Genomic DNA, 22,508 nt, shown 5'->3' with positions numbered 1-22,508 from the left:
GCCTCGGGGCTTTAATGGTAGTAAAATTACCTGTGTAAACGAAGAAAAATGATAAAAATAATGGAAGGTTGGTTTGCAGTTTAATGAAAAAGATAGTAATAGCCACCAAGAATAAGGGAAAAGTAAGAGAAATGCAGAATGCTTTTATAGATTTACCGGTAGAGCTGGTTTCACTGGCTGAGATAGACAGTGATATTCCGGAGGCAGTGGAGGACGGAGAGACCTTCAAGGATAATTCCCTGAAGAAAGCCCGTCACTATCAGAAAATGACAGGCTTGGCCTGCCTTGCCGATGACTCCGGTCTGGAGGTTGAGGCCCTTGGTGGGGCTCCTGGGGTATATTCTGCCCGCTATTCAGGAGAGAATGCTGATGATGCTTCCAATAATGCCAAGCTGGTATCTGAACTGGAACAGTTGGGCCTGATCAGCTCTCCGGCGGCCTATCAGTGTGCACTGACCTTTGCTGATACCGATGGCAGTGTATTGCAGGCCCAGGGCTTCTGCACCGGTGAAATAAGACTGGAGGCCAAGGGTGACGGCGGCTTTGGCTATGACCCATATTTTTATGTGGGGGATAAGTCCATGGCAGAGCTGACTCTGGAGGAAAAGCAGGCTATCAGCCATCGTGGTGAGGCCCTGCGGAAAATGGCAGTACTGTTAAAGGAGTATTTGCAATGAGAGTAGGCGTAATGAGTGACAGCCACGGAAATACCATGGCGGTGGATCAGGCCATAGAAAAGGCCGGGGAAGTGGATTGCTGGCTTCATGCCGGGGACCTTGTTGAGGATGCGGAATATTTGGGCATGGTGACGGACAAGCCGGTTATTAATGTGGCCGGCAACTGTGACTGGCCAGGCTCCGGTGCTGATGATGAGGTAATAGCTGAGCTGGGGGGCCATAAGATATTGTTGACTCATGGCCACATTTATGGTGTAAAGCGCAGCACCCTGGCCCTGCGGCAGGCGGCTGTCAATCAGGGGGCGGATATTGCTGTTTACGGGCATACCCATGTGGCGGAAATAGATGAGGGTCCGGATTGTCTGGTGCTTAATCCCGGCAGTGTGTCCCACCCCCGGGATGGAAAGCCTCAGTCCTTTATGGTGCTGAATATTAACGGGGACCAGGTAAAGGTGGAGCATATCCATATATAAGTCAGAGATAGAAATTCATATTAAAAGGCAGTGAGCTGCCGCCGTTAGCACGGATAAAGTCACTAAAAGTTTTCCTTGCTTTTATATAGTGTAAAAAATCATAACTCGCTTCGCCCTTGCAGGACTAGCGTTGCGTCGCTCAAACAGATGATTTTTTCCACTCATACAGATGTATGGCAAGTAAAACTTTCTTGACGTGACTTTTCCTATTGCTTCCGGCAACAGCCCACTGCCTTTTTTATTTAACTATGTCTCTTCTTCTAAACCTATAATGCGACCTTCCAGAACCTTTACCAGTCCCCGGTCACTGAGCTTCAGCTCCGGAATTACCGGCAGGCTGAGGAAGGCCAGAGTAAGGAATGGGTCATATTGCGGGTCCACTCCCAGCTGGTATGCCAGCTGCTCCATTTTGGCTGTTTGTTTGGCCGTTTCGGTGGCAGATTTGTCTGTCATAAGACCGCCCACTGGCAGAGGCAGTATTTCCTTTACCTCTCCCTGTACCGCAATGGCAATACCGCCACCGCAGGCCTGCAGACTTTGGGCAGCCATCAGCATGTCCTCATCATTGGTGCCGATGACAATGAGGTTGTGGCTGTCATGTCCAATGGTCTGGGCAATAGCACCCTGCTTCAGCCCGAAGCCCTTTACAAGACCAAGACCCCGCTTGCCGGTATTGTGATGGCGTTCAAATACGGCCAGCTTTAGTATATCCTGCTGCGGGTCAGCCACGGCCTGACCTTCTTTAACAGGAACGGCCTGCCATAGATGCCGGGTCAGCAGCTGATGGGGAATAAGACCAATTACATTGGCTTTATCGCCCCTTATAGGCAGTGCCAGCTGGTCCATGGTCAGCTCAGGCAGATTCATGGATTTACTGAGACGCTCCGGAACTGGTGGAGTAGGAAGCTGCTTCCATATCTGCTCCAGACATTGGCCCTCTTTAGCCACCAGGGTTCCGTTGGTAAATACCAGCTTAGGCTCCCAGCCTTTCAGATTGGAAAATACCAGCAAATCAGCCCGTCGACCCGGTGCAATAACACCGGTATCACGAATGCCAAAATATGTGGCTGGATTCACGGTGGCCATTTGCAGGGCTTGCTCCACTGGCAGACCTAATTTTGTGGCCTCCCGTACCATGGCATTTATACCGCCCTCGGCCATAAGGTCACCGGGGTGTCTGTCATCGGCACAGAAGCAGCAAAAACGGCTATTGGCGGCGGTGATGACCGGCAGCAGTGCTTCCAGATTGTGGGCAGCAGAGCCTTCCCGTATCATGAGATACATTCCGGCGGCCAGACGGTCCTCTGCCTCCTGAACAGTGACACATTCATGATCGGAATCCACCCCTGCTGCAGCATAGCCCATCAGCTCCTTGCCTGTAAGCATGGGAGCGTGGCCATCCACAAAGTGATGGGGATCGATAATATTCAGCTTTTCCCAGACGGTGTCGGATTCATTGAGGACCCCGGGCACATCCATCAGCTCTCCCAGTCCCAGTACCCGGCTGTCCTCCAGGAAAGGCTTTAATTCCTTTGCACCCAGCACAGCCCCGGCATCCTCCAGAGGAGTGGCGGGAACACAGGATGGCAGCATGAATTTAATCTGCAGCGGCAGATTTTCAGAGGCATCCAGCATATATTGAATGCCGGCTTCACCGCCAACATTGGCTATTTCATGGGGATCAGCCACTACCGTGGTGGTACCCTTGGGCACTACAGCCTGGGCAAAGCCAAAGGGGATGAGCATGGAGCTTTCAATGTGCACATGGGAGTCAATAAATCCAGGAGTTATATATTGTCCCTGAAGGTCAATTTCCTCCTCACCCTGGTAGTTTCCAAGACCGGCGATATAGCCGTCCTGAATGGCAATATCCGTGGTGAGAAACTTTCCGGTGAACCCGGCAAATACATTACCGTTTTTCAGTACCAGCTGAGCTTTTACTTTGCCGGAGGCTACCTGCATGAGCTTCTTTTTATCCATGTTTTTCTCCTGTCGCTGTTGGAATGAGTAATTAATAATTTATGGCATCATCGTAGCTTGCCTTTATGCCATCAATGTAAAGATTTAATTCATCAAGCTGATTGCCGGTAAGATAGCTGCTGTCATCCAGATACCAGTCAATGAGCTTCCAGCTGCCATCATCAGCGGTGGCAACAATGGCAGTGAACTTTATATCCTTTGGCAAATCCCTAAAATATTTATGGGCATCTGCCAGCTCTACGTGCTGGCTGTCCCAGGCCCTGTGGTTGATGGCCCAGGCAATCTGGCCGGCAACATAATAGGCACGGTCTTCCCCCCGGGTCATGATGGATTTTTCCTCTGCCTGTGCTTCATCCTTGAGGGCAGTGACATCAAACTGGGCCGGGGCAAAGGCCTCCCAATAATCACCATTTTTGTCTGCCACCAGTAGTTGGTTGGTGGAGAGTACATCGTTGGTGAAGCCCACCCGGTAATTTGAGATATTCATTATCTGGTCGTAGGTTTCGTTCAGCTTTTCATCCTGAAGCTGATAATCTTCTTCCTGAATTCGCAGGTCAGCCATAATATGACCACCAATGCTGATGGTTGGCACATTTTCCAGCAGCTTTTGCCCCAATAGGGTTGCCCGGCTGTTAATCCATGGCATTTCCTCATATGTGAGAGGAGCCTGATTCTTTTCGGTCCATCCGTCATTATAGTACCAATGGGCCACCTCACGGGCATAATCAGGGGCCAGGCTGCTCAGGGCATATACATCATAATCTTTAAAGGGCTTTGGCTCGAAGCTGCCGGGATGAAAGGCCATTCTGGCATTAATCAGCCCTTGGGTAAGGGCGATATTGCCGGCAGTAATATTAAATGCACCCTTGCCAATTTCCCCAGGATTGTTTTTGCCTATAATATATACATTGCGCAGGCCATCCTCATTTTTTTTGGTGGCCTTTTTTAATAAGGTGGGGTTGTATTTTATGAGTGGTGCCTGAAGCTGCTCCGTGAGAAAAACGCTTTCCTCCATGTCGGGATGCTTTTTCTGCATCAGCTTCATGGTTTTCTCGGCAGCATTAAGCTCCTCCTTGGATGTGGGGGTATGGAAATCCCCTTCGGAATAGGCCTGGACATCACTATAAGAAAAAGAAGCTATGGTAGCTGTGAGAACACAGAGAATGGCCAGCTTCCTGGATAAATACATCATTTTTACGACTCACTTTCTTTCAACAACACATAATACGTTTCTCCTAAGTATATTACCAGAATTTACCACTAGTCAAATATTGATTTTAAAGGAAAGTTGAAAATAATAAATTTTAACTACAATAATATAAGCAAATTAATATTTTTTGGTGTTTTTATCCTATTTACTTTGTAAAATTTAGCACTTGGTGCTATAATTACAACGTTGTGTAAATTGAAAGGAAGGTAAGAAAGTGAGTATTAAACAGAAGTTTTTTATGCTTGCCGGCGTTGCGGGGACAATTATGGCCATTGTGTCTGTTATTGGCTACTTTACTGCATCCAGTTCTTTGGAAAGAACTGTAGAGGAGGAAATTATTTCCGAAATTGGCCGTCAGTCATCCCAGGCCAATGACTGGCTTAACGCCAAGGGGCAGGTGGTTATTGCCGGTGCGTCCGTATTTAAGCAGATACCGGCTGACAGCACTGATCTGGCAAAGCGTCATGAGATGGTGGCCCAGATTGCAGATGACAATGAGGTATTGGATAATATTCATGCCATGGAGGACGGCTTTGCCATGGCATGGCATGATGGTGACCTCACCGGGGAGGGTGAGTGGACCAAGCGCCCTTGGTATGTGGATGCCAAGAAAGCGGGACACATTATCTATACTGATCCTTATCAGGATGTCAGCAGCGGCAGCATGGTAGTAACCATTGCTGTGCCTTATGACCGGAAGGGCGCTGTTGGTGGTGTATTCAGTGAAGACGTTAAAATGGACACTTTGGTGGAGCAGGCCAAGGGGATTAAGTTCCAGGGTGAAGGCAAGGGAATGCTGATCAATCCGGAGAGCAATATTATTATTGCTTCTGCCAACGAGGAAGAGAATCTTACCAGCATGGATGACAATCCGATGCTTAAGGCCCATGCTGCCGAAATGAAGTCCAATGACAAGGGGTTCTTCGTGGCGGATGATGGTGGTGAGGAGTGCGTTGTAGCCTATGCTACTATTCCAGTATCTGGCTGGAAGGCCGTAGTGTCTGCACCGACCAGTTATGTATATAGTCAGCTTCGTACCCTTAAGATTACCTATAGTATCCTTACTTTATTTGGTATTCTGTTGATTGTCTTTGCCTGCCTGAAGTTCTCTACCCGTATTGTCCGGGTTGTGGAAAGCCTGGCTGACCGGGTAAAGGATATGTCCAACGGCGTATTGAATCAGCGCCCGCTTCATGTGGATTCTGAGGATGAGCTGGGGCAGCTGTCCGATGATGTTAATCAGATGAATGAAAATCTGAAGAAGCTTATTGGCGGTGTAAAGAAATCTGCTGAGCTGGTGGCTGCTTCCAGTGAGGAGCTTACTGCCAGTGCTCATCAGGCGGCTCAGGCTGCTACCAACGTGGCTGAAACTGTTACCGAGGTAGCTGAGGGCATGGAAAAGCAGCTGGTCAATGTTGACGGAACCAGAAATAATGTGGATAGCGTGTCCCTTGATATTGAAAATATGACTGCCGAGGCTCAGGAGGTGGCAGCAGATACGGCAGAAACCGCTGATGCTGCCCGTCAGGGTGAGGAGCTTATGAGAAAAGCTACCCAGCGAATGCAGGGGATTGAGCAGTCTGTTCGTCAGTTGGAAGGCGTAGTTCGTAAGCTGGGAGACAATTCCCAGCAGATTGGTCAGATCGTGGAAACAATTGCCAGCATTGCCGACCAGACAAATCTGTTGGCTCTCAATGCAGCCATAGAGGCTGCCCGTGCTGGTGATGCGGGCCGTGGCTTCTCTGTAGTTGCTGAAGAGGTGCGTAAGCTGGCTGAACAGTCCTCTATGGCTGCCGAAGAAATTAAGAACCGTATTGCTTCCGTTCAGAGTGATACTGCAGCGGCAGTAACTGCCATGCAGCATGGCTCCGAGGAGGTTCAGCATGGTGCTGAGGCTGTACAGGGAGTAGGCGTACAGTTCACCAAAATAATGGAAATGGTGAGTGGTATCGAGCATAAGATGAAGTCTATCAGCAAGTCTGCTACTACCGTTGCTGACGGTACCAGAAATATTGTAAAGGCAGTAGATGATATTGATGATGTGAGCCGTGTTACCAGCGATCACACCCAGACTATCTCCGCTGCTGCTGAAGAGCAGTCCGCTTCCAGTGAGGAGATCGCTTCTGCATCCCAGGCACTGGCTTCCCTGGCTAACAATCTGTCAGAGGAAACTGGCAGGTTTAAGCTCTAAGCAAAAAAGTGCCATTAAGTAACGAAATATTAAATCCGCATCCATGAGTATGGGTGCGGATTTTTGTTTTAGGGGTCAGAGGCCTGTGTCGCCAGATAAAAGGAAGGATTTTATGTTATAGTGTCGAAGTAACAATAAGAATATCCTAATAGGTTGTTATTCATTTACAAAGTAAGACAAGGGGGTTACTTCAATGCAAAGAAAGGTCTTTACGCTATTGTTGGGTGTTGTGCTTCTGCTCTACAGTCTGGGGGCACAGGCGGCGGTTCCCAAGTCAAATCTGCCTCATTCTCAGGCCACCATCTCCATGATGAAATATCTGAATGATGACCCTGCACTGATGAAAATGATGGAAAAATCCATTGCAAAGGCCCGTGTCATCAATCCGGACCCGAATACCAATCCAATACAAAGTGTCAACGATTTATATTCATTCCTGGACTGGGCCGTGACCTGCATGCCTTGGAATGTGCTTTCAGACGCTTCTTATCCTACATTGTATAGTCATATAGATCAGAGTGTTGATTATTTCTGGTTTATAGTGGATCAGCCACTGGAGGAACTGGAGAACCGTGGATATTATTATCCTAGCCTTCAATACCATGAGCCTATCGCCACCTGGTGCCGGGAATACTCCCAGGAGTGGGGGCGGTTCCTCTCGACTAAGGAAAGCTGGAACGACACCTACTATCAGAGAATCAAACAGGACCCTTCCATGAATATGCAGTATGGCTGGTATGCAGATTACAATGCATGGAACAGCTTTAATGACTGGTTCTCACGTCATCTGGTTGATCCTTCTGTTCGTCCGATTGCGGACAGCAGCGTGGTTGCTCCGGCGGATTCTACGCCTCAGGGCATCTGGCGAATCGATGAAACAGGCAATCTTATCCAAAAAAAGGGTGTTGCTATTAAGGCAGCCAACTTTACCTCTATAGCTCAACTGATGGGACCGGATTCCGCCTATGGTGATGCCTTTAACGGCGGAACAGTGACCCATACTTTCCTTGATGTGAATGACTATCATCGGTATCATTTTCCGGTTAGCGGAAAAATTGTTGAGCTGCGGAAAATTCCTGGAACCAATGGTGCCGGCGGTGTTACCGAGTGGGATCCAAAGCTGAAACGCTATTATTTGATTGATTCCATCCCAGGGTGGCAGACCATTGAAACCCGTGACTGCGTTGTTATTGATACAGAAGAATACGGCTTGGTGGCTATTCTGCCAATCGGTATGTCCCAGATATGCTCCTGTAACTGGGAGGAAAACCTTGCTGTAGGGGATGTTGTCAGGAAGGGAGATCCTATGGGATATTTCCTCTTTGGCGGCAGCGACATTGTCATGGTATTCCAGTCCACCGTGGATGTTTCCCTTATCTGCCCACAGAAAGACTCCGGCGATGGGTATAAGCATGTCCTGATGGGTGAGCCTTATGCTTCACTTGTCCTGTCCAAGCATTGAGTGCTGGCTGATGTGAGGGAAGGTTATGACAAAAATAAAGACCGTTTTAGGTGATATTACGGCAAAGCATTATGCAGATGCTATTGTAAATGCCGCCAATGAAAGCCTGCTGGGGGGCGGGGGAGTAGATGGTGCCATACACAGAGCGGCGGGGCCGGAGCTTTTGGCGGAATGCCGGACCTTAAATGGCTGTCCAACCGGGCAGGCAAAAATAACCAAGGCCTATAGGCTCCCATGTGATTACGTTATTCATACTGTGGGTCCTGTGTGGCATGGCGGCGATTATGGGGAGGCGGAGCTGCTGGCCGGGTGTTACCGTAATTCCTTGGAGCTGGCCATAAAGCATGGTATTCGTACAGTTGCCTTTCCGTCAATTTCCACAGGCGTGTATTCCTATCCTGTTGAGCAGGCCGCTGATATTGCCGTGCAGACGGTGAAGAAAGTGGTGCAGGAATATCCGGAGGCCTTTGATGAGATATTGTGGGTCCTGTTTGACGGGCGGACCCGGGCGGCATACGAAAAGGCCTTGTAGCCATCATCGTGACAAAATAAAATCAGGGAGCATAGCGAAATGCTAGACTCCCTGATTTTTTATTTGGGACTATGGCAGTTATTTTGCTTATTGTTTGCTGATAGCCTTAAATGCTGCTGCCTGTGCAGTCATGCCACGCTCAGAGGCAAGACGCTCAATGGAAGAAGCACCGAAGAAGCCATCAATTTCAGGAACATTATTAATTACATATGCTGCATCCTCAGGGTCAGCAATAGGGCCACCGTGGCAGATAACCATAATATCCGGGCGAACCTCACGGCCGGCCTTGATTATGGCACGTATCTTTTCACAGCAGTCATCAAGGGTTACTGCGGTTTCCGCACCAATGGAGCCCTTGGTGGTCAGGCCCATGTGAGCCACCAGAATGTCTGCACCGGCTTCGGCCATTGCCTTGGCCTGCTCTGGGTCAAATACATATGGACAGGTGAGCATATCCAGCTTGTGAGCTTCACGGATCATGTCAACCTCCAGACCATAGCCCATGCCGGTTTCCTCAAGATTGGCACGGAACTTACCGTCAATGAGTCCTACAGTAGGGAAGTTCTGAACACCATTAAAGCCCTGTTCCTTGAGCTGCTTCAAAAAGATTTCCATAACACGGAATGGGTCAGTGCCGCATACACCTGCAAGGACAGGAGTCTTCTTAACGATTGGCAGAACCTCCTGGCCCATCTCGGTTACAATTGCATTGGCATCACCATAGGATAAAAGCCCGGAAAGAGAACCGCGGCCCGCCATGCGGAATCGGCCGGAGTTGTAGATTATAAGCATATCTACATCTGCTTTTTCACTGCATTTTGCAGTAATACCGGTACCTGCACCAACACCTACCAATATTTTCCCCTGCTTCACCTGATTACGGAAATCCTCAATGATTTCAGCCCTAGATTTTTTCAACATATTTAAATCCTCCCCGTCATTTCAAACATGCAATCATTTTTTATTTGCTTCCATCAGCTCCACCAGACGTTTTGCTGCGGTTTCAGCAAATATCTGGTCATTAATATTGTTATTCATTTCACAGATATCTACCTTGTCATTGGTTATGTTCTGTTTCAGTGTGTCAAAGAGGGCAGCTCTCTCCTGTACGCCCTCAAATGGCTGTCCCTCTGCATCAATCATGGAAACACCCTGCTTTGGCAAAATAACCGTCATTGGAGTTTCGGCCTTATTCCATTTCTCTGCCAGTCTGGAACCAATTTGAACATTTTCCTCGACCGTTGTCCGCATAAGGGTTACCGTTGGATTGTGTTTATACAGATTTCGCTTGACAAACTCTGCAGGAACGGTTTCCATTGGTCCAAAGTTAACCATATCACAGGCACCCACCGAAACCACCTGAGGTACGCGTTGGCGAATGGCAGCGGCACATCTGTCCGGCCCGGCCGTCAAAACACCGCCAACAACCTCATCGCACCATTCGGTGGTAGTAAGGTCAAGCACACCGGCAAAGAATCCGGCATCAATAAGTGCATCCATTGTTTTTCCACCAGTACCCGTGGCGTGGAAAACCAGAACCTCGTAACCCTTTTTCTCCAGATATTCCTTGGCATAATTGACGCAAGGTGTGGTAACACCAAACATCGAAGCAGCAACAAGTGGCTTCTCCTCAGCCTTTTCCTCCTGCAGCTTCTCTCTGCCGGCCACCATTCCCACAATAGCCAGAACCGCGTTGCTGAAAATGGTCTTTGATATCTTGTTTAACCCAGCAACGTCAACTATGGACGGCATCATTACAATATCGCTCGTGCCAACATATTGTGCAACATTACCCGATGCCATGGTTGAAACCATTACCTTTGGCACACCTACAGGCAACTCACGCATTGCCGGAGTGACCATGGAGGTACCGCCACTGCCACCCAGGGAAATAATACCGTCGAATTTTCCTTCTTTATATAGCTTGGGAATTAAGATTTGCATGCCTTTCGACAATGCCTCTGTAGCCATAGCCCGATCTTTTTTCTTCACTATTTCCTTGATGTCATATCCAGCGGCAGCTGCAATTTCTTCGTTGGAAACATCCACATCAAAGAGTGATTCGAAAACACCGGTATGAATCATAAAGGGACGAAGGCCAAGCTCTTCCACGAGCCCTTTGACATAAAGAAATTCCTTCCCTTTAGTATCAAAAGTACCTGCAATTGCTATGGTTTTCATTATCACGCCTTCTTTCTCTACGCAATATGGATAATTGGAACCGGTTCTCTATCTGATTTCATTGTAGTAAATCATATAGCTGTAGTAAATGTGTTTATATATGCTTTTGTTGTGCATTTATATAAAGTAGACAGAATTGTCAGAAAAAATAGCTGTGTTTATATAAGTATTTATTATATAAACACAGCTATTGAGTTTTATTATTTAATCATTTTTTGCTTTGATTGATATTCTTTTGGGGAAATACCGACGTGCTTTTTAAACATTTTGGAAAACTGAATATAATCCCCATAGCCAACCTTGTAGGCGGCCTCCTTGCAGGATATAAGCCTGTCCTTCAACAGCTCCTTGGCCTTGCCCATACGATAATCCAATAAGTATTCCGTGAAGCTGGCACCAATTTCCTTTTTGAATCTGCTGCTCAGATAAGTAGGGGACATGTGGGCAATCAGGGCAATATCTCCCAGCTGTATTGGCTCCATGTAATGCTCTTCAATATACTGGCGTATGGAATTGACCACATTTCCCTTGCCCCAGTTTCGTTCAATAAGCTGATGGACCGGATTGTTGGCAGGCTGGTCATCACGGTGCTTAAATGCCTTAACTGTCTCCAGTACAGAGTTTTCTATGGGAATGCGGTCAAAGGTGGAGCCACCAATATATCCCTGGCAATCTGTATTTTTATATAGATAATGCATATCTGATAGTGTAGTAGCAGGGCCGGCGTAAATCATGCGAATCACGTCAGGATTTTTTGCTTTACATATTGAGAAAACATCATTCATGAGATTTTTGGCTTCGCCCAAAGAAATATATTTCTTGGCACCTAGAATGCCTCCCTTGGTGAGTCCGAGGTGCAGGCAGATAACATCGGCTCCGGCATTCAGCATCTTTTCTGCTTCTTCAGGATTGGTAACGAAGGCCATGGTGAATAATCCGATATGATTTGCCAGCCGGATGGTGGCAATTTCACGATTATAGGTATTGCCATCCTGCTCCAGGGCCTCACGAAAATTACCGTCAATAAGGGAAACAGTTGGGAAATTTACAATTCCGGAGAAGCCGCTGGCTTTAATCTGATTTAGGTAATCATACATCTGGATGGTGGGATCGGTGGCCATAATACCAAATAACAGAGGAATACTGTCACGGATTATCGGAAAAATCTCCCGGGTACCCATTTCCATGACCTGGTCATTATTATTTCCATAGCAAAAATAGCTGGCAAAGGAGCTGCGTCCCATAATGCGGTATTTTCCGGCTGAAAGGACCATCAATAAATCGGCTCCCCCAAGAGCCGCCAGCTTGGCTGTCATGCCCGAGCCCACCGAGGCTCCAATAATATGGCCATTGATGTGTAGCTGGGCACGAAGCTTTCGGATAACTTGCTCTTTCTCCATGGAAATCCCCCTCATATATCCAAGCACCCTGTTTTATATGTACACCTATATTTTCCACTACAAAAATTATAAGTGCAATGGAAACTTGAATTAACATTTGCGTTATTTATTACTAATGGTTAAATTATAATTATTAAAATATTCACATGATAAAATGATATTGCATAATAATATTAGAAAATATATAATATATAATTAATAATATTCTGTGGAGGTAATAAAATGTTTGCAAAATGCTGTGGAGCCACAACCCTTGGGGTAGATGGCCAGATAATAGATGTGGAAGTGGATGTGGCCAATGGCTTGCCGGGAGTGGAGATGATAGGCCTGCCGGATACCATGGTGAGGGAGGCCAAGGAACGGGTGAGGACTGCAGTGAAAAATTCCGGGATTAAGCTGTCACCCCAGAAGGTGACTATTAATCTGGCACCGGCCAGTATCCGCAAGGACAGCCCGGGACTGGATTTGCCTATTGCCATGGCCATGCTGGCGGCCTATGGGATTATAAGTCAGGAAAGTATTGAGGGCAGGCTGTTTTCCGGGGAATTGTCACTGGAAGGCCAGATCCGTGGGGTGGCAGGGATTTTGCCAATGGCCATAAAGGCCAAGGAGCAGGGGTTTAAGGCCTTCTTTGTGGCAGGAGAAAATGTCAATGAGGCTTTATTGGTAGATGGAATACCAATATATCGGGTGGACAGCCTGCATGAGCTGGTGGAGTTTCTAAATGGAAAAGTCACCTGGGAGCCATCCACGGGGAGTCAGGAGGAGCAGGAAAGCAGTGAAGCAATAGTGGAGGATTTTGCCGATGTGCAGGGGCAGTTTATGGCCAAAAGGGCTTTTGAAATAGCTGCCGCAGGCGGCCACAACATTCTGCTGGTAGGTAGTCCTGGCGCCGGCAAAACCATGCTGGCCCGCCGCCTGAATTCCATTCTGCCGGAAATGACAGAAAGAGAGGCCTTGGAGGTCACTAAAATTTACAGTGTATCCGGACTGTTGAAGAAAAACAGTGGTCTTATTACGAAACGTCCCTTTCGTAGTCCCCATCACACCACGTCTTCTGTGGCCATGATCGGTGGAGGCTCCATTCCTCATCCCGGCGAGGTGAGTCTTAGCCATAATGGAGTGCTGTTTTTGGATGAGCTGCCGGAGTTCAGCAAGCAAACCCTTGAGGCCTTGCGCCAGCCCCTGGAGGATGGGGTGGTAAGTATTGCCCGGGTCAATGCCTCTTTATCCTTTCCATCCCGTATACTATTATGCTGCTCAATGAATCCATGCCCCTGCGGCTATTACAATGACCCGGAAAAGCAGTGTGACTGCTCCTATCAGGAAATCAGGCGGTATAACCATAAAATATCCGGCCCCTTATTGGACCGGATAGATATTCAGATTCGGGTTCCACGGGTGACCTATAAGGAACTGACCGCAACAGAAAAAGCTGAGCCGTCGGCAGTTATCCGCCAGCGTGTGGTGGCTGCCCGTCAGCGTCAGCTTAGTCGGCTGGAGAAATATGGTATTGTCTGCAACGCCCAAATGACCAGCGCCATTTTAAAGAAAACCTGCCATATTACCAAGGAGGCCCAGGAGATACTTCGCACTGCCTTTATGGAGAAAAATATGTCCGCCCGCTCCTACGATAGAATAAAGAAGGTGGCCCAGACCATAGCAGACCTGGATAACAGTAATGAGATAAGGGACATTCATCTGGCGGAGGCTATTCAGCTGAAAAATGATATTCGATAATGTCTAAGAATTAGGAGATATGATATAATATTGGTGGGTAAAACAAGATGAATTTTGAGTGGGATGAAGAAAAGAATTATAAGAATATAAATAAGCATGGTATTTCTTTCAAGCAAGCCGTTAAAGTATTCTTGGATGTTAATAGAATTGAATCTGAATATTATTTTATCAATTGAGAATGGCGTTATAATGTAATTGGTTTAGTGGATAAGATACTTTTAGTTGTATGTACTGATAGAGATAATGCAATTAGAATTATAAGTGCACGAAAAGCCAATAAAGAAGAGGAGGCGCTTTATTATGGCAATTGTTAAAATGACACTTGAAGAGGCTCGCGCAATTTCTGATGATGAAATAAAGAAGGATATTGAAATGGCAAAAAAAATACCAGTTATTGATGATAATGATGATGACAGTTCTGTGCCGGATGGATTAAGTTATCATCGGGTTATTCCTAAAAAAGATATTGTATAAAGTAAGCCCCAGGATGAGCTTTGGAAAAGCTCATTCCTGGGGCGTTTTTAGAGTGAGTAAACTCATTTGGCTGTCAGCATTTTCTCACGGATAACCTTGTTTATACCTTTGTTTACCTTTTGCAGTGCTTCGATGGCCACTGATTTGTTGCCAACAGTGCCAATCCATGTGCTGTCAGATTGCTTTTCCACGAATTTCCCGTTGTAAAGATATTTGTCGTTTTTCACGTCGATAACCTTGAACGGAACTGTGGCAATCATTTCAATGCCCTGGGTAAAAAATGTAAATTTTTCCTTGCGTTGGAAGGGCTCTATGGAAAGGCATATTACATAGTCAAAAGCCTCATCTGAAAGAGCATCAACAATATCACGGCGTTCTGCCATGGAAAGGTCAGTCAGTCCTGTATCGGCCAGCTTTTTTACAACGGTTTCGTTTTTGACCACCTCAAAATGGCTGGACAGATTTTGCTTGAGGTTATTTAATACGCAATCGTCAAGCTCGGCATCGTAGGTGGTATTGGCGTTATTTGTGTACACCACGGCAACACGGGGCAGTGGTGAGGCTGTTGCCAAGGAAGTCATGGCACAAACCAGAACCAACATCAAAAATAGTATTCTTATGGGATTCGTTTTTCTCATAGTTGTGATACCTCCTTGAATTTGTTGCGTAACCTATTCAACAAAGTAGTATGATTTTCCTGCAAAACAGGGTGACAAGGAAGCTATTTTCTGTGAATAAGGGACAAATACAAAACCGGGCAGAGTATCATTACCGTGCCGATAAATTCCGGCAGCTGGTAAAGGACGTCCATTAACCACACGGAAAGAAGAATGGCACTGACGGGTTCAATCAGCTCGTATATGGCGGCAATGTGGGGCTTTATGTATTTCAGGCTGGCCAGGAAGGTCCAAAAGGCAATGGCAGTACCAAATACCACGGTGTAAACCACATTAAAGATGGTGAGAGGATCCATTTCCACGGTTTCGGTAATGGTCCATGGCTGGACAAAGGGCAAAAGCACCGTACCACCCAATAAAAGGCCCCAGCCCGTTACATTGGATGGGCGGAAGGTTTTCATCAGATAGCCGGGCTGTATCGTGTATATTACCCCGGCAATGGGGAGCATAATGCCGTAAATGATTCCTTCGTCAGATACGGAAAGGGTAGTCATATCACCGTGGGTGGCCATGACGGTGGCACCCAGAACGGCGGAGATGCAGCATACAGCCTCGTAAAAGTGGGGCAGGCGGCGTCTGCGCAGGGACAGCCAAAGTATGGTGGCAATGGGGGCAAGGCTGACAAAGACGGTGGCCATGGCCGCATTCATATACTCAACTGCAGACAGATAGGCGTATTGCACCCACATAATGGTGATAAAGCTAAAAATAAGCATCTGAAGGATATTCTTCGTGCCCTTCCATGGTGCGAAGAAATCCTTTTTGTAGATGAAATAATCTGCCATCAAGAGGATAATGCCGGCAAAGAACATGCGCACCGTCACAACCCACATGGCAGGCAATTCCTTTATATGAAGGAGATACTGGCTGGTTACTCCCATTACACCCCAGAGAATGGAGCCGGTGATGGCCAGAACAGCACCTTTCTTGGCAGGAGAAAGATCAAACATTATAAAACACCTCGATTTTTTACTTAAAGCAAAAAACGTAAGTATTATAACATATTATAGGAAACAGTGTCCTTGGGAATACAAGAAAAACGGGCCTCCGCACAGTGGCGGAAACCCGTTTTTCTTATTGGAGTGTTTAATTTGCGAACTAAATTACTGGTGAAGAATCATCAATGGATGGGAATTTCATGGACGATTTCTTCCTGTGGGGCGGAGAGCTTTGGCATGGTAAGAGTCAAGATACCATCCTTAAACTCCGCGTTGCATTTCTGTTCATCGATGTTGTCGATGTAGAAGGAACGGCTCATGCTGCCGCAGTAACGCTCCCGGCGGATATAGTTGCCCTGATCATCCTTTTCTTCCTTGGATTCTTCCTTTTTGGCTGATATGGACAGATAATTGTCTTTATAGGAAAGATGTACGTCATCCTTGGTATAACCAGGCAGCTCAGCCTTTAGCTCATAGCTGTCACCATTATCCTTTACGTCCACGTTGAAGGAATTGCTGCTAAAACCTGTGTCGTTAAAGAAGCTGGAAATTGGTTGATTCATCCAGTTGAACAGGCGATCGAAGCCATCTCCCTCTGTTGCCAGGTCTCTTCTCATAGCAAACGGAACAATGCCAAACATAATAACGATCCCCTTTCATTTAGATATTTGATTTGTTTGGTAAGATAGGGGAGCCTTTGAGGTATTCCCTTTTCTTAATTGCTATTATACTCACAATAGTCAAAAAGTCAATAAGTCAAAAGATAAAATTTTAAAAATTTTTCTTAATAGGGAATTGGTCATTGATTGGCGGAGAGTTTACTAAAAAACTAGAGGTATCTTGTCATGAATGGTATAATGGTAACGATGGTCGAATGAGGAAAAATGAATGTTTTTATGTTTGTTGAGGTGTTTTAAATATGATTACTGGCAAGACAAAGACGCTGGCCGTTATTGGCAATCCTGTGGCTCATTCTCTGTCACCGGTGTTCCAGAATGCTGCCATTGAAGCGGCAGGATTGGACTACATATATACCGCCTTTCCTGTGGCTGATGGGCAGCTGGGTAAGGCTATCCAGGGCATGAAGGCCTTTGGCATATGTGGTCTTAATGTGACCATCCCTCACAAGGAGCAGGTCATGAAACACCTCGACCATGTTGATAAGGATGCAGAAATTTTAGGGGCCGTGAATACCATCGTCAATAAGGATGGGGTGCTTACGGGCTATAATACAGATGTAAAGGGCTTTATTGGCGGCATGAAGCAGCTGGGCTACGCGCCCAAGGGCAAGCATGCGGTGCTGCTGGGGGCCGGTGGAGCAGCCAGAGCCGTTATCTGGGGGCTTATTCAGGAGGGTGTGGCCAGCCTGACCATTGGGGTGCGTAATGTACCAAAGGTTCGGCCATTGGTGGAATATTTCAGCAAGTATATGGAAATCACCCTGCTGGACTGGCAGACCGAGGACTTTGAGATGGCGCTGGAAAAGGCAGAGCTCCTTGTAAATGCTACACCGCTGGGCATGTGTCCTTATGTGGAGGCCATGCCACCGGTTAATTGGGACCGGGTAAAGCCGGGAATTCTGGTTTATGATATTATCTATACTCCGGCGGAAACGCTGTTTTTGAAAACTGCCAAGGAGCATGGCTGCAAGGTTCTTAATGGCGAGGCCATGCTGGTGGGCCAGGGGGCAGAGTCCCTTCGACTGTGGACGGGCATTGAGCCTGATCTGGAGATTATGACCAAGGCTCTTCGCCGGGCTTTGGAGGAACGAAAAGATTAATTCGGGGATTTAACTTTTATATGATTGGTTTTTTAAAGGGAAAAGTAGAATACATTTTTATAGATTATTGTCTTCTGAATGTAGGAGGCGTTGGCTATCGGGTATTTGTGTCCAACAATACCAGAGCCAGATTAAAGCAGGGCCAGGAAAGCATGCTCTTTACTCATCTCAGTGTACGGGAGGATGCCATGCAGCTCTACGGCTTTTCCACTCAGGAGGAGTATGACCTGTTTCAGCTGCTGATCGCCATCAGCGGCATCGGTCCCAAGGTGGCCATGGGCATCATTGGTGCCATTACTCCTGAGGGACTGGCTCAGGCCGTGCAGAACAAGAATGTAAAGGCTTTGACGGCATTGCCGGGCATTGGCAAAAAGTCGGCAGAGCGCATGATTTTGGAGCTTAAGGATAAGCTGCATTTTGGTGGCAGTGCAGAGGATACTCAGCACGTTGGGGGCCTCTTTGGTGATTCCCAGGTTGGTGAGGATCTTTTAAGTGAGGCTGCCGCTGCCCTTATGTCTCTTGGATATAGTCAGGCCGAGGTCAATACTGTGTTCCAGAATATGGGCCGGATTGATCCGGATTCTGACGTACAAAATGTTATTAAGCTGGCATTGAAGCAGCTGTCCAGGAGGTGATAAGGGATGGAGGAAATTAATTTTGGTGACGACCGCATTGTGACCATGAATGAGCAGTCAGGCGATGACTGGCAGTACAGCCTGCGTCCCCGTCACTTGCGGGAGTATATCGGTCAGGACAAGGCCAAGGACAATCTGGATATTTTTATCAAGGCAGCCCTGAATCGGCAGGAGGCCTTGGACCACGTGCTGCTATACGGACCACCGGGGCTTGGCAAGACCACTTTGGCCGGGATTATAGCCAATGAAATGGGAGTTAACTTTAGGATTACCTCCGGTCCGGCCATTAATCATTCCGGGGATTTGGCGGCGTTGCTTACTAATCTGAATGAGCGGGATGTATTGTTTATCGACGAGATTCATCGTCTGTCCCGCAATGTGGAAGAGGTGCTGTACTCCGCCATGGAGGACTTCGCCCTGGATATTGTTATTGGCAAGGGGCCAAGTGCCCGCTCCATCCGTCTGGATATTGCTCCGTTTACTCTTATCGGGGCTACCACCAGAGCCGGGGCTTTGGCGGCGCCATTGCGTGACCGCTTTGGTGTAATTTCCCGTCTTGAATATTACAAGCCGGAGGACTTGGTGCTGATCATCAAGCGGGCGGCTGAAATATTGGATATTGGCATAGAGGAGAAGGGGGCATTGGAAATTGCCCGCCGTTCTCGGGGGACCCCACGCATTGCCAACCGCTTATTGAAGCGGGTGCGGGATTTTGCCCAGGTTACCGGGGATGGGGTCATTACAGATCAGATAGCAGATGAGGCATTGATGCGTCTTGAGGTGGACAAGATGGGTCTTGACCACACAGACCGGCGGATGCTGGACTCCATGATAAAGAAATTTGGCGGTGGCCCGGTGGGTATAGATACTCTGGCGGCGGCCATCAGCGAGGAAAACGATACCATTGAGGATGTTTATGAGCCATATCTGCTGCAGCTTGGCTTTATCAACCGCACCCCTAGGGGACGCATGGTAACCAAGGCCGGCTATGAGCATATGGGCATTCCTTATCCGGAGATTTAATAATGAATTTGTTACTTCACATGTGCTGTGGGCCCTGTTCCTGCTATCCCGTGAAAAAGCTGCGGGAGGATGGCATTGAGCCTACGGGATATTTCTTTAATCCTAATATTCACCCCTATAAGGAGTGGGAGGAACGCCTGAAGGCGGCAAAACAGTTTGCTGAAAAGGTGGATATGAATATTATTACTGACGAAAACTACATGCTGAGGGATTTTCTGAGGAAGGCCCTGGCGGCGGAAAGCCAGGAAAATGGCCGCTGCCGTATGTGTTATACATGGCGGCTGGAGCAGACGGCCCGCTATGCGGCGGAAAATGGCTTTGATGCCTTTTCCTCAACCCTGTTTTACAGTATTTATCAGCAGCATGAGCTTATGAAGGAGACAGCTCAGCATTTTGCGGATATGTACGGGGTGAAGTTCTATTATGAGGATTTTCGTCCAGGCTGGCAGGAGGGAATTGACATCAGCAAGGAGCTGGAGCTTTATCGTCAGCCCTATTGCGGATGCATTTTCAGCGAAGAAGAGCGCTACAGCAAGGCTATCCGCAAGCAGCGTAAAAAGGAAGCCAAGGCCAGAAAACGGGCCATGCTGGAAGCAGCAGCGGCACAGACTGAACAATAAGATGAGGTGGACTTTATGATGAAGAAGGATTTATATAAAAAAATCGCCCAGGGGATGTTGGCGGCTTTTGCGGGTTCATTGGTAATATCCGGCGGAGCTGCTATGGCCGAGGCCAGTGTTATTACTCCGGATACCGGCACCAAGCCAACAAATGCACACAAGCGGACCAATCCGCCTAGGCCGACCGGTGCTTCTGCCCATAATGAGGAGACACAGGCTGAGCAGCAGTCTGCCGTGAAGAAAAATTATGGAGTGGATAATGTTATCCGCATTGGTATCGGGGATGGCGTAGTCAAGGGCGTTATCAGCTCTGTTAATGGCATGAATGCCCTTGGGGGCAATGACAGCCATAATTACGGCAGCTTTAAGAGCAATATTGTGGCCAGCGTTTCTGCAGAGAATAATAATATCCTTATCAACGGCAAGAGCACGGGGGCATCTTCCCTGGTATTCGCTCCGGTAGAGAACGCCTCCGGCAGCAAGATTAAATACAACGGCCATGAATATCGGGGACAGCTGGTAGTTACCGCTGAAGGGGGCAAGCTGCTTATTGTGAACCGCTTGTCTCTTGAGGATTATGTCAAAGGGGTTCTGCCATCAGAAATGACTCCGTCCTGGAATCAGGAGGCCTTAAAGGCCCAGGCAGTGGCAGCCCGCACCTTTGCCCTTTATACGAAAAATCAGAAGGCTCATTTCGGGTCCGGTTATGATCTGTGCGATTCCACTCATTGTCAGTCCTATGATGGCCTGGTCAATGAGGCGGACAGCACCTCACTGGCAACTGATGCTACAATGGGATTGGTAATGACCTATCAGGGTAAGCCAATTTATGCGCCATATCATTCCTCCTCCGGTGGTTCCACAGAGAATTCTGAGGATGTATGGGGCAATTATTTGCCATATCTGCGTTCCGTAAAGGATGATGACAGCCAATCACCATATCACAACTGGTCAGTACGGTTTACGGCAGCCCAGGTGCAGAAGCTCCTCAGTGCAGCCGGAAAAAACATCGGCCAGCTTAAGAGCATTTCCATGACAGCTGCCCAGGGCAGCTCCAGCATCAATGGTGTATTGGCTTCCGGACGGGCCAATGCAGTAAAATTTGTGGGCACGGGCCAGACCATTATTATAAATGCCCAGGATGTCCGTAAAATCTTTGGACTTAAGAGCACCTATTTCAATATTCGCACTGAGCGGGCAGCAACTATTCCGCCTGTAAAGAAGGATGTTAAAAACAATGGCTCTGCCAATGTTATTGACGCAGCTCCGGCCGCCATGCATGGCACCAACCTGAGGGTGGAAGGAGATAATGTGGCCATAGTGTTTGACGGCCACGGCTTCGGTCATGGTCTGGGCATGGCCCAGTATGGAGCCAAGGCCATGGCAGATGCAGGAAAAAAATACGACGAGATTCTGCATCATTACTATACAGATGTTGAAATCAGCAAGCTGTATTGATTTTGGGAGATATATTAAAGCATGAAATTAACTGAATTTGACTATAATTTACCCGAGGAGCTTATAGCCCAGACACCGGTGGAGCCGCGTAACTCTTCCCGGCTTATGGTGCTGGATCCTGTGGAGGAAACTATAGAGCACCGTCATTTTTATGACTTGAAGGAATATTTGGAGCCGGGGGATACCCTGATTTTCAATGATACCCGTGTATTGCCGGCCCGTCTTTTGGGCTGGCGCGAGGGCACCGGCGGCAAGGTTGAGGTCTTTTTGCTGCGCCGTATTGACGGTGACACCTGGGAAACCCTTGTAAAACCGGGGCGTAAGGCCAGAGAGGGGCAGATTGTCCGCTTTAGTGATGAGCTGACCTGTACGGTGCAGGACAGCACGGATTTTGGCGGCCGTATTGTTAAGTTTAACTACGAAGGAATTTTCGAGGAAATTCTGGACCGTCTTGGGGAAACCCCACTGCCACCATATATTCACGAAAAGCTGGAGGACAGTGAGCGTTATCAGACTGTTTATTCCCGTGAAAAGGGCTCTGCAGCGGCTCCAACAGCCGGTCTGCACTTTACCAAGGAGCAGATGGCTGAGCTGAAGGACATGGGGATAAATCTTGGCTTTGTCACCCTTCATGTGGGGTTGGGAACCTTCAGGCCCGTTAGCGTGGATAATATCGAGGAACACGTAATGCACAAGGAGTATTACAGCATTCCCCAGGAAACTGCGGACCTTATAAAAGCCACCAAGGCTGCCGGCAAGCGGGTTATTGCGGTAGGCACTACTTCTATCCGCACCTTGGAGTCTGCTGCCACAGGTGTTGGCGAGATTGCCGGCCGCACAGATTGGACCAATATCTTCATTTATCCGGGTTATGAATTTAAGATTGTAGATGGAATTATAACCAATTTCCATCTGCCAAAGTCCACCCTTATAATGCTCATCAGTGCCTTTGCTGGTCGTGAGTTTGTTTTGAAGGCATACGAAAAGGCTGTGGAAGAGAAATATAGATTCTTTTCATTTGGAGATGCTATGATGATAAAGCGAAGGGGATAATTCT

21 protein-coding genes and 1 pseudogene are annotated in these 22,508 nt (G+C 47.7%); 14 read left to right on the top strand and 8 right to left on the bottom strand.

All coding sequences use genetic code 11. The features are described from left to right. Positions 1–83 precede the first annotated feature (83 nt). Both rdgB and D081_RS03975 read left to right on the top strand, forming a co-directional pair. A complete protein-coding gene (gene rdgB / locus D081_RS03980; RefSeq protein WP_085022837.1) occupies positions 84–677 on the top strand; it encodes an RdgB/HAM1 family non-canonical purine NTP pyrophosphatase in 594 nt (197 codons plus the stop codon). Then, positions 674–1,150: a metallophosphoesterase gene (locus D081_RS03975; RefSeq protein ID WP_085022836.1), complete on the top strand. Its 477-nt coding sequence runs from the start codon at positions 674–676 to the stop codon at positions 1,148–1,150. The genes rdgB and D081_RS03975 overlap by 4 nt, the downstream gene beginning before the upstream one ends. Positions 1,151–1,396: 246 nt before the next feature. Here the strand turns inward: D081_RS03975 and ade are convergent, their stop codons facing one another. Then, positions 1,397–3,130 carry an adenine deaminase gene (ade, locus tag D081_RS03970; RefSeq protein WP_085022835.1) on the bottom strand — a complete coding sequence of 578 codons (1,734 nt, stop codon included), beginning with the start codon at positions 3,128–3,130 and terminating at the stop codon, positions 1,397–1,399. A gap of 31 nt (positions 3,131–3,161) precedes the next feature. Beyond that, entirely contained in the window at positions 3,162–4,322 is a 1,161-nt protein-coding gene (locus D081_RS03965) for a hypothetical protein (RefSeq protein ID WP_085022834.1), read from the bottom strand. A 232-nt stretch (positions 4,323–4,554) separates the two neighbouring features. Here D081_RS03965 and D081_RS03960 point away from each other — a divergent pair, with 232 nt between their 5' ends. The 3 genes from D081_RS03960 (at position 4,555) to D081_RS03950 (ending at position 8,525) form a co-directional block, all read left to right on the top strand. Next, complete coding sequence (locus D081_RS03960; RefSeq protein WP_085022833.1) at positions 4,555–6,531, top strand: methyl-accepting chemotaxis protein; 1,977 nt, start codon at positions 4,555–4,557, stop codon at positions 6,529–6,531. Positions 6,532–6,724: 193 nt separating this feature from the next. Continuing rightward, positions 6,725–7,993, top strand: coding sequence for a phosphatidylserine decarboxylase (locus D081_RS03955; RefSeq protein WP_085022832.1), 1,269 nt, complete (start codon positions 6,725–6,727; stop codon positions 7,991–7,993). A gap of 25 nt (positions 7,994–8,018) precedes the next feature. Then, positions 8,019–8,525 carry an O-acetyl-ADP-ribose deacetylase gene (locus D081_RS03950; RefSeq protein ID WP_085022831.1) on the top strand — a complete coding sequence of 169 codons (507 nt, stop codon included), beginning with the start codon at positions 8,019–8,021 and terminating at the stop codon, positions 8,523–8,525. 87 nt (positions 8,526–8,612) lie between these two features. Here D081_RS03950 and D081_RS03945 read toward each other — a convergent pair whose 3' ends face one another. From D081_RS03945 to D081_RS03935, 3 genes are all read right to left on the bottom strand, one after another. Then, positions 8,613–9,446, bottom strand: coding sequence for a phosphoenolpyruvate hydrolase family protein (locus tag D081_RS03945; protein ID WP_085022830.1), 834 nt, complete (start codon positions 9,444–9,446; stop codon positions 8,613–8,615). A gap of 33 nt (positions 9,447–9,479) precedes the next feature. Continuing rightward, positions 9,480–10,706 carry a Tm-1-like ATP-binding domain-containing protein gene (locus D081_RS03940; protein ID WP_085022829.1) on the bottom strand — a complete coding sequence of 409 codons (1,227 nt, stop codon included), beginning with the start codon at positions 10,704–10,706 and terminating at the stop codon, positions 9,480–9,482. 200 nt (positions 10,707–10,906) lie between these two features. Next, positions 10,907–12,106: a phosphoenolpyruvate hydrolase family protein gene (locus tag D081_RS03935; protein WP_085022828.1), complete on the bottom strand. Its 1,200-nt coding sequence runs from the start codon at positions 12,104–12,106 to the stop codon at positions 10,907–10,909. A gap of 222 nt (positions 12,107–12,328) precedes the next feature. Here D081_RS03935 and D081_RS03930 point away from each other — a divergent pair, with 222 nt between their 5' ends. From D081_RS03930 to D081_RS12605, 3 genes and pseudogenes are all read left to right on the top strand, one after another. Continuing rightward, entirely contained in the window at positions 12,329–13,846 is a 1,518-nt protein-coding gene (locus tag D081_RS03930; RefSeq protein ID WP_085022827.1) for a YifB family Mg chelatase-like AAA ATPase, read from the top strand. A gap of 47 nt (positions 13,847–13,893) precedes the next feature. Beyond that, positions 13,894–14,160 (top strand): annotated as a pseudogene (locus D081_RS03925) (BrnT family toxin). Then, positions 14,147–14,320, top strand: coding sequence for a hypothetical protein (locus tag D081_RS12605; protein ID WP_158087544.1), 174 nt, complete (start codon positions 14,147–14,149; stop codon positions 14,318–14,320). Before D081_RS03925 ends, D081_RS12605 begins: the two are co-directional and overlap by 14 nt. 62 nt (positions 14,321–14,382) lie before the next feature. Here D081_RS12605 and D081_RS03920 read toward each other — a convergent pair whose 3' ends face one another. From D081_RS03920 to D081_RS03910, 3 genes are all read right to left on the bottom strand, one after another. Then, complete coding sequence (locus D081_RS03920; protein WP_085022826.1) at positions 14,383–14,958, bottom strand: hypothetical protein; 576 nt, start codon at positions 14,956–14,958, stop codon at positions 14,383–14,385. Between the two features lie 83 nt (positions 14,959–15,041). Beyond that, a complete protein-coding gene (locus tag D081_RS03915) occupies positions 15,042–15,947 on the bottom strand; it encodes a DMT family transporter (protein ID WP_085022825.1) in 906 nt (301 codons plus the stop codon). 170 nt (positions 15,948–16,117) lie between these two features. Beyond that, positions 16,118–16,576: an Hsp20/alpha crystallin family protein gene (locus D081_RS03910; RefSeq protein WP_085022824.1), complete on the bottom strand. Its 459-nt coding sequence runs from the start codon at positions 16,574–16,576 to the stop codon at positions 16,118–16,120. 278 nt (positions 16,577–16,854) lie between these two features. Between D081_RS03910 and D081_RS03905 the strand changes: the two genes are divergently transcribed. Genes D081_RS03905 through queA form a run of 6 tightly spaced genes read left to right on the top strand, consistent with a single transcriptional unit; the run spans position 16,855 to position 22,504 of the window. Further along, positions 16,855–17,715, top strand: a complete 861-nt coding sequence (locus D081_RS03905) for a shikimate dehydrogenase (RefSeq protein ID WP_085022823.1) — start codon at positions 16,855–16,857, stop codon at positions 17,713–17,715. A gap of 20 nt (positions 17,716–17,735) precedes the next feature. Then, positions 17,736–18,350: a Holliday junction branch migration protein RuvA gene (gene ruvA, locus D081_RS03900; protein WP_085022822.1), complete on the top strand. Its 615-nt coding sequence runs from the start codon at positions 17,736–17,738 to the stop codon at positions 18,348–18,350. A 6-nt stretch (positions 18,351–18,356) separates the two neighbouring features. Beyond that, positions 18,357–19,373, top strand: a complete 1,017-nt coding sequence (gene ruvB, locus D081_RS03895; RefSeq protein WP_085022821.1) for a Holliday junction branch migration DNA helicase RuvB — start codon at positions 18,357–18,359, stop codon at positions 19,371–19,373. Positions 19,374–19,375: 2 nt separating this feature from the next. Further along, the gene (locus tag D081_RS03890; RefSeq protein ID WP_085022820.1) at positions 19,376–19,993 is read left to right on the top strand and encodes an epoxyqueuosine reductase QueH; all 618 of its coding nucleotides are present in this window, start codon (positions 19,376–19,378) and stop codon (positions 19,991–19,993) included. Positions 19,994–20,008: 15 nt separating this feature from the next. Further along, complete coding sequence (locus tag D081_RS03885; RefSeq protein ID WP_085022819.1) at positions 20,009–21,451, top strand: SpoIID/LytB domain-containing protein; 1,443 nt, start codon at positions 20,009–20,011, stop codon at positions 21,449–21,451. A gap of 21 nt (positions 21,452–21,472) precedes the next feature. Then, positions 21,473–22,504 (top strand): tRNA preQ1(34) S-adenosylmethionine ribosyltransferase-isomerase QueA, encoded by a 1,032-nt coding sequence (gene queA, locus D081_RS03880; RefSeq protein WP_085022818.1) that lies wholly within the window; start codon positions 21,473–21,475, stop codon positions 22,502–22,504. The last annotated feature ends 4 nt before the right edge of the window (positions 22,505–22,508 follow it).

The organism is Anaerovibrio sp. JC8, from assembly GCF_002100115.1.
In the GTDB taxonomy this organism is placed as follows: domain Bacteria; phylum Bacillota; class Negativicutes; order Selenomonadales; family Selenomonadaceae; genus Anaerovibrio.
Note: the sequence above shows the minus strand (reverse complement) of the source record. Positions and strands in the feature narration are given on the sequence as shown.

Bases quoted from the DNA above. Each gene is read 5' to 3' on its own strand.
- rdgB (WP_085022837.1), top strand. From the start codon at position 84: ATGAAAAAGATAGTAATAGCCACCAAGAATAAGGGAAAAGTAAGAGAA.
- D081_RS03975 (WP_085022836.1), top strand. From the start codon at position 674: ATGAGAGTAGGCGTAATGAGTGACAGCCACGGAAATACCATGGCGGTG.
- ade (WP_085022835.1), bottom strand. From the start codon at position 3,130: ATGGATAAAAAGAAGCTCATGCAGGTAGCCTCCGGCAAAGTAAAAGCT.
- D081_RS03965 (WP_085022834.1), bottom strand. From the start codon at position 4,322: ATGATGTATTTATCCAGGAAGCTGGCCATTCTCTGTGTTCTCACAGCT.
- D081_RS03955 (WP_085022832.1), top strand. From the start codon at position 6,725: ATGCAAAGAAAGGTCTTTACGCTATTGTTGGGTGTTGTGCTTCTGCTC.
- D081_RS03950 (WP_085022831.1), top strand. From the start codon at position 8,019: ATGACAAAAATAAAGACCGTTTTAGGTGATATTACGGCAAAGCATTAT.
- D081_RS03945 (WP_085022830.1), bottom strand. From the start codon at position 9,446: ATGTTGAAAAAATCTAGGGCTGAAATCATTGAGGATTTCCGTAATCAG.
- D081_RS03940 (WP_085022829.1), bottom strand. From the start codon at position 10,706: ATGAAAACCATAGCAATTGCAGGTACTTTTGATACTAAAGGGAAGGAA.
- D081_RS03935 (WP_085022828.1), bottom strand. From the start codon at position 12,106: ATGGAGAAAGAGCAAGTTATCCGAAAGCTTCGTGCCCAGCTACACATC.
- D081_RS03930 (WP_085022827.1), top strand. From the start codon at position 12,329: ATGTTTGCAAAATGCTGTGGAGCCACAACCCTTGGGGTAGATGGCCAG.
- D081_RS12605 (WP_158087544.1), top strand. From the start codon at position 14,147: ATGGCAATTGTTAAAATGACACTTGAAGAGGCTCGCGCAATTTCTGAT.
- D081_RS03920 (WP_085022826.1), bottom strand. From the start codon at position 14,958: ATGAGAAAAACGAATCCCATAAGAATACTATTTTTGATGTTGGTTCTG.
- D081_RS03915 (WP_085022825.1), bottom strand. From the start codon at position 15,947: ATGTTTGATCTTTCTCCTGCCAAGAAAGGTGCTGTTCTGGCCATCACC.
- D081_RS03910 (WP_085022824.1), bottom strand. From the start codon at position 16,576: ATGTTTGGCATTGTTCCGTTTGCTATGAGAAGAGACCTGGCAACAGAG.
- D081_RS03905 (WP_085022823.1), top strand. From the start codon at position 16,855: ATGATTACTGGCAAGACAAAGACGCTGGCCGTTATTGGCAATCCTGTG.
- ruvA (WP_085022822.1), top strand. From the start codon at position 17,736: ATGATTGGTTTTTTAAAGGGAAAAGTAGAATACATTTTTATAGATTAT.
- ruvB (WP_085022821.1), top strand. From the start codon at position 18,357: ATGGAGGAAATTAATTTTGGTGACGACCGCATTGTGACCATGAATGAG.
- D081_RS03890 (WP_085022820.1), top strand. From the start codon at position 19,376: ATGAATTTGTTACTTCACATGTGCTGTGGGCCCTGTTCCTGCTATCCC.
- D081_RS03885 (WP_085022819.1), top strand. From the start codon at position 20,009: ATGATGAAGAAGGATTTATATAAAAAAATCGCCCAGGGGATGTTGGCG.
- queA (WP_085022818.1), top strand. From the start codon at position 21,473: ATGAAATTAACTGAATTTGACTATAATTTACCCGAGGAGCTTATAGCC.